This is a genomic window from Marinobacterium rhizophilum (assembly GCF_024397915.1).
Classification (GTDB): domain Bacteria; phylum Pseudomonadota; class Gammaproteobacteria; order Pseudomonadales; family Balneatricaceae; genus Marinobacterium_A; species Marinobacterium_A rhizophilum_A.
In genome coordinates this window covers 496,179-510,549 of record NZ_CP073347.1, presented here as the reverse complement: position 1 = coordinate 510,549, position 14,371 = coordinate 496,179, and the positions used below count along the sequence as shown (strand labels likewise).

10 protein-coding genes are annotated in these 14,371 nt (G+C 62.6%); 5 read left to right on the top strand and 5 right to left on the bottom strand.

The features are described from left to right. Window positions 1-186: 186 nt before the first annotated feature. The 5 genes from KDW95_RS02245 to KDW95_RS02225 all read left to right on the top strand — a co-directional run bounded on the left by KDW95_RS02245 (window position 187) and on the right by KDW95_RS02225 (window position 7,352). A complete protein-coding gene (locus KDW95_RS02245; RefSeq protein ID WP_255854619.1) occupies window positions 187-834 on the top strand; it encodes a TetR/AcrR family transcriptional regulator in 648 nt (215 codons plus the stop codon). Next, a complete protein-coding gene (locus KDW95_RS02240; RefSeq protein ID WP_255854618.1) occupies window positions 831-1,895 on the top strand; it encodes an efflux RND transporter periplasmic adaptor subunit in 1,065 nt (354 codons plus the stop codon). The genes KDW95_RS02245 and KDW95_RS02240 overlap by 4 nt, the downstream gene beginning before the upstream one ends. Further along, entirely contained in the window at window positions 1,892-4,948 is a 3,057-nt protein-coding gene (locus KDW95_RS02235) for an efflux RND transporter permease subunit (RefSeq protein ID WP_255854617.1), read from the top strand. Before KDW95_RS02240 ends, KDW95_RS02235 begins: the two co-directional genes overlap by 4 nt. 12 nt (window positions 4,949-4,960) lie before the next feature. After that, the gene (locus KDW95_RS02230; protein ID WP_255854616.1) at window positions 4,961-6,274 is read left to right on the top strand and encodes a TolC family outer membrane protein; all 1,314 of its coding nucleotides are present in this window, start codon (window positions 4,961-4,963) and stop codon (window positions 6,272-6,274) included. Window positions 6,275-6,551: 277 nt separating this feature from the next. Further along, on the top strand, window positions 6,552-7,352 hold the full coding sequence (locus KDW95_RS02225; protein WP_255854615.1) for a hypothetical protein: 801 nt from the start codon (window positions 6,552-6,554) through the stop codon (window positions 7,350-7,352). Between the two features lie 228 nt (window positions 7,353-7,580). Here KDW95_RS02225 and KDW95_RS02220 read toward each other — a convergent pair whose 3' ends face one another. The 5 genes from KDW95_RS02220 to KDW95_RS02200 form a co-directional block, all read right to left on the bottom strand. Then, a complete protein-coding gene (locus KDW95_RS02220) occupies window positions 7,581-8,258 on the bottom strand; it encodes a hypothetical protein (RefSeq protein WP_255854614.1) in 678 nt (225 codons plus the stop codon). Beyond that, the gene (gene dcd / locus KDW95_RS02215; RefSeq protein ID WP_255854613.1) at window positions 8,255-8,821 is read right to left on the bottom strand and encodes a dCTP deaminase; all 567 of its coding nucleotides are present in this window, start codon (window positions 8,819-8,821) and stop codon (window positions 8,255-8,257) included. The genes KDW95_RS02220 and dcd overlap by 4 nt, the downstream gene beginning before the upstream one ends. Before the next feature lie 135 nt (window positions 8,822-8,956). Continuing rightward, the gene (gene apbC, locus KDW95_RS02210; RefSeq protein WP_255854612.1) at window positions 8,957-10,048 is read right to left on the bottom strand and encodes an iron-sulfur cluster carrier protein ApbC; all 1,092 of its coding nucleotides are present in this window, start codon (window positions 10,046-10,048) and stop codon (window positions 8,957-8,959) included. A gap of 151 nt (window positions 10,049-10,199) precedes the next feature. Next, on the bottom strand, window positions 10,200-13,706 hold the full coding sequence (locus KDW95_RS02205) for an acyl-[ACP]--phospholipid O-acyltransferase (RefSeq protein ID WP_255854611.1): 3,507 nt from the start codon (window positions 13,704-13,706) through the stop codon (window positions 10,200-10,202). After that, a complete protein-coding gene (locus KDW95_RS02200) occupies window positions 13,703-14,314 on the bottom strand; it encodes a TetR/AcrR family transcriptional regulator (protein ID WP_255854610.1) in 612 nt (203 codons plus the stop codon). Before KDW95_RS02200 ends, KDW95_RS02205 begins: the two co-directional genes overlap by 4 nt. Window positions 14,315-14,371 lie beyond the last annotated feature (57 nt).

Below are 14,371 nucleotides of genomic sequence, written 5' to 3'. Positions count from 1 at the left end.
AAGACCCCTGCGCGCTGCCTTTGCCTTGCCCCTGTCTCCCTGCCCCTTGCCCCTTGCCCCTTGCCCCTTGCCCCTTGCTCCTTGCTCCTTGCCCCTCGCAACAAGACCACAATCTTCGCAGGTTTTAATGGCCGCGGGTTAGCGCTAGAATGCCTGCTCCTTTTTAGCATGACCGGTCTAGATAAAATGAACCGCGGACGCAAACCCGAACATTGCCGCGAAAGCATTCTCGAAATGGGCATGGAACTGTTTGACCGCAAGGGCTACCACGGCACCGGCCTAAAGGAGATTCTGGATGCCTGCCAGGTATCGAAGGGCTCTTTCTACAACTTTTTTGGCAGCAAGGAAGAGTTTGCCATTGAAATCATCCGCCACTTCCAGAGCCAGGCATTTGAATGCTGGAACCTGCAGGCCGACCAGCCGCCGGGCTGCCACGCCGCACGCCTGCGCCACAAGATCGAGACCGAGATTCAGACCAGCCAGGCGCACTGCTTTCGCATGGGCAGCCTGCTGGCCAACCTGTCCGGCGAGATTGGCGCCGCCTCCGACGCCTTTCGCCACTGTATCGTCAGCGCCACACACCGTATTCTGGATGCCCTGGAACAGGATATGCTGCAATGCCAGCAGGAAGGCTCGGTGCGCACCGACATCAGTGCCCGCGCCCTGGCCGAGCTGATCTGGAACTGCTGGCAGGGCGCGCTGCTGCGCATGCAGGTGGAAGACTCCACCGCGCCCCTGAGCACCATGGTCCAGTTGCTATGGGAGCAGGTACTGCCGCCCTGCCCTGCAAACCGCCTCGCGAACAGCCACGACAAGGATGCGAACGCCCCATGAAAGCCCGCGACCTGATTTTGCCACTGCTGCTGGCCCTGCCGACCGCCGGCTGGGGCAGCGAAGATGAACAGCAGCCCCAGGGCCTGCCGGCCGAAGTCATCCGGTTGCAAACCGAACCCCTGACGCCCAGCATCAGCGCCGTCGGCAACCTGCAGGCCAATGAAAGCGTGCTGATACGACCGGAGCAAAGCGGCCAGATTCGCAACATCCTGTTTGAGGAAGGCCAGCCCGTGGCAGCCGGCGCCGTGCTGTTTCAACTCGATACCGCGCTCTACAGGGCTGCCCTGGCCCAGGCCAAAGCCCGGGTCAACCTGAGCCAGCAGGAATACCAACGCGCCCAGAGCCTGCTGCAGCGCAAGGTCGGTTCTCAGAATGACCGCGACGCCGCCCTGGCCCAGCTGCAGGTCGATGAAGCCGAAGCTTCCCTGGCACAGACCCGCATCGACAAGATGAGTATTCGCGCGCCCTTTGCCGGCATCGCCGGCCTGCGCCGCGTCAGCCCGGGCGACTACGTCAGCACCGGCCAGGACCTGGTCGAGCTGATCGACACCCGCAACCTGAAGCTGGATTTTCGCATTCCGGAGATCTACCTGCCCGCCGTCGCGCCGGGCCAACCGGTCAGCGTGCAGGTCGATGCCTTCCCCGGACGCGTTTTCCAGGGCGAGATCTATGCACTGTCACCGAGCAGCGATAGCCGCGCCCACAACCTCGTGCTGCGCGCACGCATCAACAACAGCGACGGCACCCTCAGGCCCGGCCTCTTTGCCCGCATTGAACTCCAGGGCGCTACCGATGACCAGGCTCTGCTGGTACCGGAACAGGCCGTCATGCTGCAGGAAGGCGGGGTCAGCCTGATGCGGGTCAGCGCCGAAAATACCGTCGAAATCGTGCCGGTTACCCTGGGACAGCGCCGCCCGGGCAAGGTGCAGATACTGGCGGGCGCCAGCGCCGGCGATACCATCGTCACGGCCGGCCACCTCAAGCTCTTCCCCGGCATGCCGGTGACGCCGGTGTTCGTCGATGGCTCCAGTGACGCCCCGGCACAGGACGCTCCGCAATGATTCTGCCCGATATCAGTATCCGGCGGCCGGTGCTGGCGACGGTCATGAGCCTGCTGATTCTGCTGATCGGCTTTATCAGTTACGACCGCCTGACAGTGCGCGAATACCCCAAGATCGACCTGCCGGTGGTCACGGTTGAAACCACCTACCCCGGCGCCAGCGCCTCGATTATCGAATCCCAGGTGACCCAGATCATCGAGGACTCGCTGTCCGGCATCGAGGGGGTCGATTTCATGAACTCCATCAGCCGCACCGAGAGCAGTCAGATCACCATCACCTTCAAGATCGAGCGCGACCCGGACCAGGCCGCCAACGACGTGCGTGACCGCGTTGGCCGCATTCGCGCCCAGCTGCCGGAGGATATCGACGAGCCGGTGGTTTCCAAGACCGAAGCCGATGCCCAGCCCATCATTTACCTGTCCTTCGCCTCCGACCATCACAACCCGATGGAAATCACCCGCATCGCCGACCAGCAGGTGAAAGACCGCCTGCAGACCGTGGCCGGGGTGGCCAATGTGCTTATTTTCGGTGAACGGCGCTACTCCATGCGCATCTGGCTCGACCCCGACCGCATGGCGGCCTACAGCCTGGTTCCGCAGGACATCGAAGCGGCGCTGCGCAGGCAGAACGTCGAGATCCCCGCCGGCCGCATCGAAAGCCAGGACCGCGAATTCACCATCCTGACCCGTACCGACACCAATGCTGTCGAAGAATTCGAGCGCATCATTCTGCGCAATATCGACCACTACCCGGTGAGGATTCGCGATGTGGCCCGGGTGGAGGTCGCACCGCAGAACACGCGCATCATCACGCGCTTTCGCGGCGAAAGCGCCGTGGCCCTGGGCGTCGTGAAACAGGCGACGGCAAACCCGCTGGATGTCTCCAGCGGCATCCGCGACGAACTGGCCCGGCTGCAGCCCAGCCTGCCGGACGGCATGCGCGTCGAGGTGGCCTACGACTCCTCGGTCTTTATCGACGAGTCCATCAAGTCCGTGTACCAGACCCTGCTGCAGGCCGGCGCCCTGGTGGTACTGGTGATTTTCTTCTTCCTGCGCAACCTGCGCGCCACCCTGATACCGGTAATCACCATTCCGCTGTCCCTGGTCGGTGCCTTTGCCATGATGCACCTGATGGGGTTCAGCATTAACACCCTGACCCTGCTGGCGCTGGTGCTGGCCATCGGCCTGGTGGTGGACGACGCCATCGTCATGCTGGAAAACATCTACCGCCACGTGGAGGACGGGCTGGACCCGATTCAGGCGGCCTTCAGGGGCAGCAAGGAAATCGCCTTTGCCGTCATTGCCACAACCCTCACCCTGGTGGCCGTTTTCGCCCCGGTCGCCTTTACCGAAGGACGCACCGGCCGGCTGTTTACCGAGTTCGCCCTGACCCTGGCCGGCGCCGTGGTGGTATCCACCTTTGTGGCCCTGACCCTGTCGCCGATGATGGCCTCGCGCATGCTGCACCACGAAACGCGCCACTCGGCGCTGTTCAACCTGATCGAGGGCTGGCTGCTGACGCTGGCGCGGGGTTACCAGGCCCTGCTGGAGCTTGTGCTGCATTCCCGCCTGCTGACGCTGGTGATCATGCTGGCCAGTATCGGCGCCGGCACCTTCTTCTACCAGCAGCTGCCAGAGGAGCTCGCGCCCTTCGAGGATCGCGGCACCATCATGTCATTCTCCATTGCCCCGGAGGGTTCCACGCCGGATTACGTCGACCGCTACGCCCGCCAGATTGAAGGCATTATCAGCGGCGTGCCGGAGCAGAACCGTTTCTTCACGGTGGTGGGTTTTCCCACCGAAACCAACACCCTGACCTTTATCGGCCTGAGCCGCTGGGAGGAACGCGAGCGCAAGCAGCAGGCGATCGTCGAGTCCCTCACGCCGCAGCTCTACGCTGGCGTACCGGGCACCATGTCCTTTGCCATGAACCTGCCGTCCCTGGGCCAGAGCATCATCTCGCGCCCGGTGGAATTCGTGATCAAGTCCCAGGCCGACTACAGCGAGCTCAAGCGCATCAGCGATGAACTGCTCAACCGGGTGCGGCAGAACCCGAACTTCATCCAGGCGGACAGCGATCTGAAGCTCAACAAGCCCGAGCTGCAGCTCATCGTCAATCGCGACAAGGTGTCGGACATCGGCCTGGAGGTCGACAGCATTGGCCGCTCGCTGGAAACCTACATGGCCGGGCGCAATGTGACGCGCTTCAAGCGCGATGGCGAGCAGTATGACGTGATCGTCCAGATCGAGGATGCCAATCGGCGCACCCCAAGCGACCTGACGGATATCCATGTTCGCAGCCCGGCTGGGGACATGATCCAGCTGGCCAACCTGGTCGAGCTGAGCGAAACCGTGGCCCCCAAGGAGCTGAACCACTTCGACAAGGTGCGGGCGGTCAAGCTGCAGTCCCTGCTGGCACCGGGCTACAGCCTGGGCGAAGCCCTGAGCTTCCTCGAGCAGAACCTGGCCGAGATCGCGCCCGCTGCGAGCTTTGACTACACCGGGCCCTCGCGGGAATTCAAGGAGTCCAGCAGCAGTCTGCAGCTGACCTTCGCCCTGGCACTGTGCTTTATCTTCCTGGTGCTGGCCGCCCAGTTCGAAAGCTTCCGCAACCCACTCATCATCCTGCTGTCAGTGCCACCGGCACTGTGCGGCGCCCTGCTCGCGCTGCATTACAGCGGCGGCACCCTCAGCGTGTATAGCCAGATCGGCCTGATCACCCTGGTGGGGCTGGTCACCAAACACGGCATTCTGATTGTCGAGTTCGCCAACCAGCTGCAGGACCAGGGCATGGCGCTGCGCGATGCCATCCTTCGCGCCGCCGGCCTGCGCCTGCGCCCGATCCTGATGACCACCGGCGCCACTGTACTGGGCGCCCTGCCGCTGGCCATCGCCTTTGGCGCCGGGGCTGAATCACGCCAGCAGATTGGCTGGGTGATCGTCGGCGGCATGACCTTCGGCACCCTGCTGACCCTGTTCGTCATCCCCACTGTCTATAGTTTCCTCGGCAAGCGCACCTTCAAGGATGTCGCCCCGCTTCCCCATCCGCAATAAAGGACGCACTCTGTGAAATCGCTCCCCCACCGCCACCGTCCACTACTCCTGGCCCTTGCCCTGGGGTTCGCCAGCGCCCAGTCCCAGGCCGCCAGCCTGGTCGACCTCTACCAGCAGGCACTGGAAAACGACCCCCAGCTCAAATCCGCCGCCGCCAGCCTGCAGGCCGGACAGGAAGCCCTGCCCCAGGCACGCGCCGCCCTGCTGCCGGAAATCAGTGCCGGCGCCGACGCCGGCTGGACCGACACCGAAAAAGCCGGCAGCAACGACAGCACCGGCGTTACCCTGACACTGAGCCAGTCTGTTTTTTCTGCGGCACGCTGGTACAACCTGCGCCGAGGCGAGGTACTGTCCGAGCAGGCGGGCCTGGTATTTGACCAGGCCCAGCAGGCACTGGTACTGCGCAGCGTCAGCGCCTACCTCGCGGTACTGCGGGCCATCAACAACCTCGACAGCGCCCGCGCCGAAGTCCGCGCCATCCAGCGCCAACTCGACCAGGTCAACGCCCAGTTCGAAGTGGGCCTGATTGCCATCACCGATGTGCAGGAAGCCCAGGCCAGCTACGACAACTCCGTCGTACGCCAGATCGAAGCCGAAGGGGAACTGGATAACAGCTATGAAGCCCTCGACCGCCTGGCAGGCTCCCCCTTTCGCAGCGTCGATGCCCTCAAGCCGGACTATCCGGTACAGAGCCCGACACCCGCCGAGCCCCAGCCATGGCTGGAGAAGGCCTGGCAGAACAACCTGGGCCTGATGATCGCCGACAACAGTATTGAAGTGGCACGCCGCACGGCACAGTTCGCCCGTGCCGGTCACTACCCGACCCTGGACCTCAATGCCAGTTACGACAGCGACACCAGCAGCGTATCCGGGTTTGACGCCGGCGACACCAGTACCGTCGCCCTGGCGCTGCGGGTACCCATTTTTCAGGGCGGCCTGACCAGCTCCCAGTCCCGCGAAGCTGAAGCCCTGCTCGACAAGGCGATGCAGGATCGCCAGGACACTCTGCTGGCGGTGACCCAGCAAACCCGCAGCCTGCTGCGCAGCCTGCGCACCAACGTCCAGAGTGTGAATGCACGGGCGCAGAGCATCCGCTCCAGCGAAACCGCCCTGCAGGCCACCCAGGAAGGTTTCAATGTCGGCACCCGCAACGTGGTGGACGTCCTTGACGCCGAGCGCACGCTCTATGCCGCCCAGCGCGATCACGCCAATGCCCGACTGGACTTTATTGCCAACCTGTTCAGCCTGAAACAGCAACTGGGCACCCTGAGTCCCGAGGACCTGACGACCCTGGACAACTGGCTCGAAACCACCGACAAAGGCTAAACGGTTGCTGGCAAGGCGACACTGAACGCAGAACCGGCGCCTGGGCGCCGGTTTTTCGGTATGATGCGGTTAACTAGTTTTCTGACAGCACATAGACACTGCCATCGTCGTCATCGTCGTCAGGCGTTGCGCCCTGTCTGGTTTTCATATCAAGCCCCCTTCTGTCTGTCTATCGCACTCTGCGAACACGGAGTGCATACTGAAGGCAATCGACCACTCTGACTAAAACATTAGCTCAACCGCTGCATTACGCAATGCCAGCCACTGGAGAATCGACATGAGCAACCTGCTAACCCGAATTCTGGAAAAAGTACGGGTAGCCTACGTGCAGGAGATGCAGGATAACGGCTGCCAGCAGCCCTATCTCACGGCCGAGCGCCTGTGTCATGAACAGCTGCACATTGATGGCGACGCTCTGGCGTGCATAATCGACGAGGACCCCACCCTGCTCGCCGCCCGCGCCGGCGACCTGATACAGGCTCCGGAGGAGCGCGACAACCCCGCTGTCGGCCTGATTATCTGCTGCAATATCATGGCCGCCGCGCTGGATGGCCTGCTGACGGTAGCGGTCGAAAACGAATGGCTAGAGGCCGACGAGAACGGCAATGTACTGGTAGACGAGACGGAACTCGGCCAGCACCGTCCGCAGCCCCCCTCGGTGGATTACAGCCGCTCGGCCCGGGCACTGGAGAACGCCGGCAAGACAGGCGTCAGTGACCTGACGCAGCTGTTTCAGGCGGCGGAGTCCGAATACAGCCGGCTACTGGAAAACGAAGTCCACGACGCCTATCAGCTGGCGCTGAAAACCTCCTCGGACTTTTCGGTCTTTTCCCCCGACGATATCGCCCCCCTGGTGGCGGAAAACCCGCTGCTGCTGGGGCTCAGACCCGACGACCTGGTCGACCCGGAGCTGTTCGACGGCGATCCGCCCGCCGGCATCATTATCAGCAGCCACCTGACCCACATGCTGCTGCAGCAATTGCTGGAGCTGGCGTCCGAGCGCGGTGCCCTGGCCCGGGACAGCAGCGGCCACCTTATCCTGCCGGATGACGACCAGCCCCGACCGCAGCTGCATTAGGCAGCTGAAAGGTGAAAGGTGAAAGGTGAAAGGTGAAAGGTGAAAGGTGAAAGGTGAAAGGTGAAAGGTGAAAGGTGAAAGGTGAAAGGTGAAAGGTGAAAGCAAGATAACGGTATAAGCTGCGAGAACAAGTGCAAGCAACACAAACAATAAAGGCGCTACCCGAAGGTAGCGCCTTTATAGTGTCTGGCCGCCACTAAAGCCGGCATTAAAACCGCCAACAGCGGCTCAGTGCATGGTCATGCCGATGGGGGCGACCGCCGCCTTGTCCCGGTCGAATACTTCACGCAACTCAGCCAAAGGACGCAAACCGTAGTCCCGCGGATCCGCCGGACGTTCCAGCCAGTCGAGGCTCCAGATGCGGGTCATCAGCTCGTACTCGCCAATCAGCGCATCCAGGAAAATCATCACCGCCTCAACCCGCGGGTCCAGGTCGAGCTCCTTGGGCACATCATCCATGTAGACCTCGAGGCGCAGCTTGGCATCCACCAGGCGCAGGGCGAACCAGTAATCGGTCAGTTCGCAGTATTCATCACCGACATTGATAAACCCGGGCACCGGGTCGTAACGGTGATTGAATGCCTTGAACTGGATACCGCTGAGCTTGGGCGCCGCACCCACCAGACTCAACACCATGCCGATGGATTCGGGGTAGCCATCACAGCCAAAGATCATTTCCACCGGACCTTCGTCTTCGTCCCGCTCGAAGTGGAACGTCAGGTTCGAGTCGATCTCGCGCAGGATATCGCTGTACTGGTTCAGCAGCATATCGGCTTCGAAATGACTTTCCTGCTGACTGTGCAGCAGCAGGTCAATCGTCTGTTCAACCTGCTGCCAGAACTCGTTAATCTGTTCGCGATTGTGCTTCATGATGTGATTCGGGTCGACCGCCGTGCCGGTATTCATGTCCGGGGTACCACAACCCCGGTCTGTCCCTGATATTTGCCGTTGCGATCCCTGTAGGAGGTTTCACAGACCTCGTCGGCCCCCAGAAACAGCATCTGCGCCACGCCTTCATTGGCGTAGATCTTGGCGGGCAGTGGCGTGGTGTTGGAAAATTCCAGCGTCACATGACCTTCCCACTCGGGCTCCAGCGGCGTGACGTTGACGATAATGCCACAGCGCGCATAGGTGCTCTTGCCCAGGCATATGGTCAGCACATCACGGGGAATGCGAAAGTACTCCACCGTGCGCGCCAGGGCAAAGGAGTTGGGCGGAATAATGCAAACATCAGATTTTACATCAACAAAACTGCCGGCATCGAAGTCCTTGGGATCGACGATGGTGGAGTTGATATTGGTAAAGATCTTGAATTCGTCGGCGCAGCGCACATCGTAGCCGTAGCTCGAGGTGCCATAGGAGACGATCGGGCCGCGGTCGGTATGACGCACCTGACCGGGCTCGAACGGTGTAATCATCTCGCACTCTTGCGCCTGGCGGCGAATCCAGCGATCGGATTTGATTCCCATAGGTTGTCCGTCTGTCATGAAATCTGAATGGCGCGACATTCTACCGGTTTGCAGGCCGACTGAACAGGCCAGTATGGAGCGCGGCGGGTTCACTGCAACCCAACCCGCCGACGCCCCAACTGTACCGGGCGGGGATCAGTCGTTCTGAACGGAGATATTCGGGAACGCCGGCCCCTGGCTGGCATTGCGCCGGGCGATCTTGCCGGCCACACGCCGGGCAATCGCCAGATAGCTCTGCGCCGCCTGCCCGTTCGGGTCCGCCACCACTGTCGGCTTGCCGGCATCGGTCTGCTCGCGGATCTGCAACGACAGCGGCAGGGCACCAAGCAATTCGGTATCGTACTGCGCGGCGATACGGGCACCGCCGCCGGCACCGAATATATGCTCTTCATGGCCACAGTTGCTGCACAGGTGAGTACTCATGTTCTCCACCACGCCCAGCACCGGGATATCGACCTTGCGGAACATTTCGATACCCTTCTTCGCATCCAGCAGGGCAATATCCTGCGGCGTGGTTACAACCACGGAACCGGTAACAGGCACCTTTTGCGACAGGGTCAGCTGAATGTCGCCGGTGCCGGGGGGCATGTCGATAAACAGATAGTCCAGATCATCCCACAGCGTCTGGGTCAGCAACTGCTGCAGGGCACCGCTGACCATGGGCCCGCGCCAGACCATCGGCGTATTCTCGTCAATCAGGTAGGCCATGGACATGGTCTGCAGACCCTGGGCCTGAACCGGCTTGAAGTATTTTTCATCATCCGAGTCCGGGTGCACACCGGGTGCCACCCCCACCATCAGCCCGAGGCTCGGGCCATAGATATCCGCATCCAGCACGCCCACCCGTGCACCCGCCTGGGCCATCGCCAGCGCGAGGTTCACCGTGGTGGTGGACTTGCCTACCCCGCCCTTGCCGGACGCCACGGCGATGATATTGCGCACGCCATCGAGGTTGCGCAGGTTGCGTTGCGCCTGGTGGGGTTCGATTTTCTGCACGATGTCGAACCTGACGTCCAGGTCGACCTGCGCCTTGACAAGCTGAGCCAACTCGGCAGCCAGCGCCGTGCGGATATCGCTACAGGGGTAGCCCAGCGTCAGCGTGACGACACACTGACCTGCCTCTTCACCGACACCACTGATGGCACCGGCACTGACCAGGTCCGTACCCAGATAGGGATCCTGGTGCTGGCCCAGAACTGCTTCGATACGCGCGCGCGTTTGCTGCATGGGGGATTCCGCTCCTGTCGCCTTGCGGCGGCCAAATAGTTTATCGAACACGATGCTATACCCTACTTAATTGCTCGGGAATTATTCACGTTTTGGGCGCCGCCGTCCAGCACCGCCATGACACCGCCGCCGGATCGGCACAGGGTCAGCCTCACGCCAGGCCCGCGCTTGCCTGCGTCTCGCACCTGGCGTCGCTGAGCTGCTGGGCGCGGACGCGGGCGGCAGCAAAGTCACGCTTGCCGCTGCCCAGCAGCGGAATCTCGTCCACCGCGTAGATTTCGCTGGGCTGCAGCAGTGGTGTCACCGATGCCATCAGGCGACGGCGCACCTCTTGCGGCGCCACTGCGGGCGGCGCTACCAGCAGGACCACCCGTTCGCCCTTGCGCGCATCCGGCAGCGCCACCGCCAGCAGCGCGCAATCCTCGCCGTCCAGGCTCGCGGCCACGGCATCTTCCACCGCCTGCAGGCTGACCATCTCGCCACCAATCTTGGCAAAGCGCGCGTAGCGATCCAGGATGCTGAGAAAGCCCTCCTCGTCCAGCCGCCCCTTGTCGCCGGTGTTGTACCAGCGCAGGCCGTCGCGCTCGACGATGGCAGCAGCGGTACGCTCGGGGTCATTCAGGTAGCCCCGCATGATCTGGGTACCGCCGATCAGAACCAGCCCGGCCTCACCGGCGGGCAGCTCCTCCAGCGTGGCGGGGTCCACGATGCGTACCGTGGAGCCCGGCAGAGCCAGCCCCACGGTGCCCGCACGACTGCCGTGCTGCACCGTCCACCAGCGGGTATCCAGATGATCCGGCAGGTTGACCGTGGCCACCGGCGTGGTTTCGGTGCAACCGTAACCTTCGAGGACCGGCACATGAAAACGCGCCTCAAAGGCATCGCGCACGGCGGGATCCAGCCGTTCGGCGCCGGCCACCATCAGGCGCAGCGACTGGAACATCAGCGGATGCAGCTTGCGGTTGCGCACATAGAGCCGCATGAAGGTCGAGGTGGCACACATGAGGGTGGCCCGAAAGCGCGCCACGCCCTTGCCGATATTGACCGCATCGGTGGGATCCGGATGACAGACCACCGGAATCCCCTCGATCAGCGGCAGCAGGCAGGTCACCGTGAGTCCGAAGGCATGAAACAGCGGCAGGGTCGCCATCCAGCAGTCATCATCACGCACATTGAGCACATCACCGATCTGCTTGATGTTGGACAGGATATTGCGGTGACTCAGCATCACGCCCTTGGGCGCCCCCTCGCTGCCGGAGGAAAACAGGATCGCCGCGGTATCGTCCAGCTGTGCCCGTCGGCACAGCCAGGCCTGCAACACCGCCACGGGGAGCAGCCGCACCGCCACCAGCATGCTCAGGGCTTCCACCTTGCCGATGGAAGCCTTGATGTCCTCCATATAGAGCACCGTGCGGCCGGCGAAAAGCGCCTGGGTATCGATGCCACGGGACTCGAGACGCACCAGGAATTGGCGGGCCGTGACGATGGTATCGAGTTGCGCCTGCTCGGCGGCGGCCAGCAGCGCCTGGGGCGTCGCCGTGAAGTTCAGGTTGACCAGCGCCTTGCCGGCCATCAGCGCGGCCATGTTGGCGATGGCGCCGGCACTGGAGGTCGGCAGCAACAGACCGATGTTCGGGCTGCGCACCTTTTTGAAGCGCCGACTGAACAGCGCGCAGGCACAGAGCAGGCGCGGGTAGCTCAGGGGCGCGCCACGCACATCGCTGATGGCCCATTGGGCCGGCGCCTGTCGCGCCGTGCGGATAAAGGCCCTGGGCAGGGTTTCCAGCGTGTCGGTATAGGAGTTCCAGGCGTGAATCGATAATTCGAATACCCGCTTCTTCACCTGCTCGGCCGTGCTCTGCAGCGGCGCCGGCGCGCCAAAGGCGACAATCAGGTCGCGCTTGAGACCGTGCCGACGACTGGCTTGCAGGCGACTGCTGGAGCGCGAGAAACGGCTACCCCAGAGCCCGCGCAGATAAAACGGCACTATGACCGCGGCGCTGTCCTGGGCGATCCCCTCGCAGGCGCGCTCAAACCCCTTTTTGAAAGTACCCAGCTGCCCGGTATGGCTGATCGAGCCTTCGGGAAACAGGCAGACCACCTTGCCGGCCTGCAGCAGCTCGCTGACCCGCGTCAGCGCTGCACGGCTGTTGCCGCCGGAGATCGGTATCACCCCGAACAGGTCCAGGAAGCCGCGCAGGTACCAGCGCTCGTAAATACTGCGCTCCATCACAAAGTGCACATGCCGCGGACAGGCCATCTGGACCATGGCCCAGTCGAGCCAACTGATATGGTTGCCCAGCAGCAGGGTGCCGCGACCATCTTCAGGCAGGTGCTCAAACCCCAGCACCTGCAGGCGATACTTGCGCTTGAGGACCATGGCCACGATCAGGCGAATCAGCGCTTCGGGCAGCGTCACAATGGCGAAGACGGCGCCGGCCAGCGCCAGTACACCCAGGCCATAGAGCAGCCAGAGGCCGGAAATCCCGGCGAAGGCGCACAGCACCGTCAGGCCCAGGAAACTCAGCATCGCCACATTCTGAATAAAGTTGTTACCCGCCAGGATGCGGCCGCTGTCATGGCGGTCAGCATTGAACTGGATCAGCGCGTTCAGCGGAATGATCATCAGGGCGCCGAACAGGCCAATCATCAGGAACAGCGCCGCCGAGAAACCCAGTGAGGCGGCATGGGGCAGCAATAACAGCCCCAGTGCCACGCCGGCGGCACCGAGCGGAATCAGCCCGGTATTGATGTGATGCCGCGACAGGCGCCCGGCCAGCATGGAACCGGCCATAATGCCGATACCGGCCAGCGCCATGGCGCCCTGGATGACAAAGGTGTTCTGCTCCCCCAGGGTTTCCTTGGCAAAGGCCGGAAACACCGCCAGCATGACCTGGCTTATGGACCAGAAAGTCGCCAGACCCAGGATCGACAGCCAGATGGGTCGGATACCGGCGATATGGGACAGGTTCGCCGCCAGGGTGCGACCGCGGCGGTAGGCAGCCCAGTCGAAGTGCAGCTGTCGATCGGTCTTGGTCAGCGCGGGCAGGCGGTGCGCCAGCACAGTTTCCAGCGCGGCGCCGGCCACCAGGAACCAGCCCAGCGGCGCGATCTGCTGCACCACCTCGGCCGGGTCCTGGGGCAGGACCAGCAGGTCCGCCAGGCGCATCTCGAACAGCAGCGAAAACACCATGATGCCCGACAATATGGCCACCATGGTGGCCGCCTGAATCCAGCCGTTACCCTCACTGAGCCGGGCGGTACCGACCAGTTCACGGATATAGCCGTACTTGGAGGGCGAATAGAACGCGCTTTGCAGTGCCAGCACGAAGGTCAGCCCGAAGGCCGCCACAAACCAGCCCTGGTAGTAACACAGCGTGATCAGCAGCGTTACCAGCACTCCGGCCCAGGCGGAAAAGCGCATCACCCGGTGCTTGGGGTACTTGTCCGAAATAAAGCCGGCGGGCGTGAACAACATGATAAAGGGCAGCAGAATAAGCCCGTTAACCACCGCGGTGAGCAGGATCTGCTGCTGGCCGTCAAAGGTCTTGAACAGCGTATTCTGGATGATGATCTTGTGACCCAGGTCCACAAAGGCATTGATAAAGGCCACCGATACAAAGGCCAGAAACCCGCGCAGCTTGAAAAGTTCACTCATGTCCTGCTCTCCCGACTCAAACTCCAGCCATCCAGGTGGTAATCCACCAGCGTTGTCAGCATCTGTTCCTGTTTTCCCTGGGGCGGTAAAAACAGCTTGCCCCTTAACTGCAGCACGGCCACGCCATGCACCCCACTCCAGAGCGTACGGGCCGTCAGCGCCCGTTCCGACGCGCTCGCCTCGGGCACCAGTTCAGCCAGGCGACCCTCGATCTGCAAAAACAGACGCTCGATCGACGCATTCAGCCAGGCTGGTACCTGCAGGGTTTCGGGCGTGCGATGCTCAAACAGCAGACTCCAGCGCTCAGGCCAGCGGGCGGCAAAGGCCACATAGCACAGGGCATAGGCCTTGAGCGCCTCGCGCGGCGGCATCTCGCCCAGCGCATCCAGCTGTGCGAGCAGTTGCGCCAGCGTACGGGCATTCAGTTGCCAGCAAAGGTCATCGAGGTTATCGAACACCGAATAGAGAGTCGCGGCACTGTAGCCGATGTCCGCGGCAATACGGCGGGTACTCAGCTCGGCGATGCCCTGCTCGTCCAGCAGACGTTCGGCCGCGCACAGCGCGAGCTCGGCAAGGGTTTCACGGGAATGTTCTCGGCGTCGGGCCATGCTTGCCTCCGCAGATCCGCCAATTAATAAACAGTGTTTAGTATTGGCCACAGATTA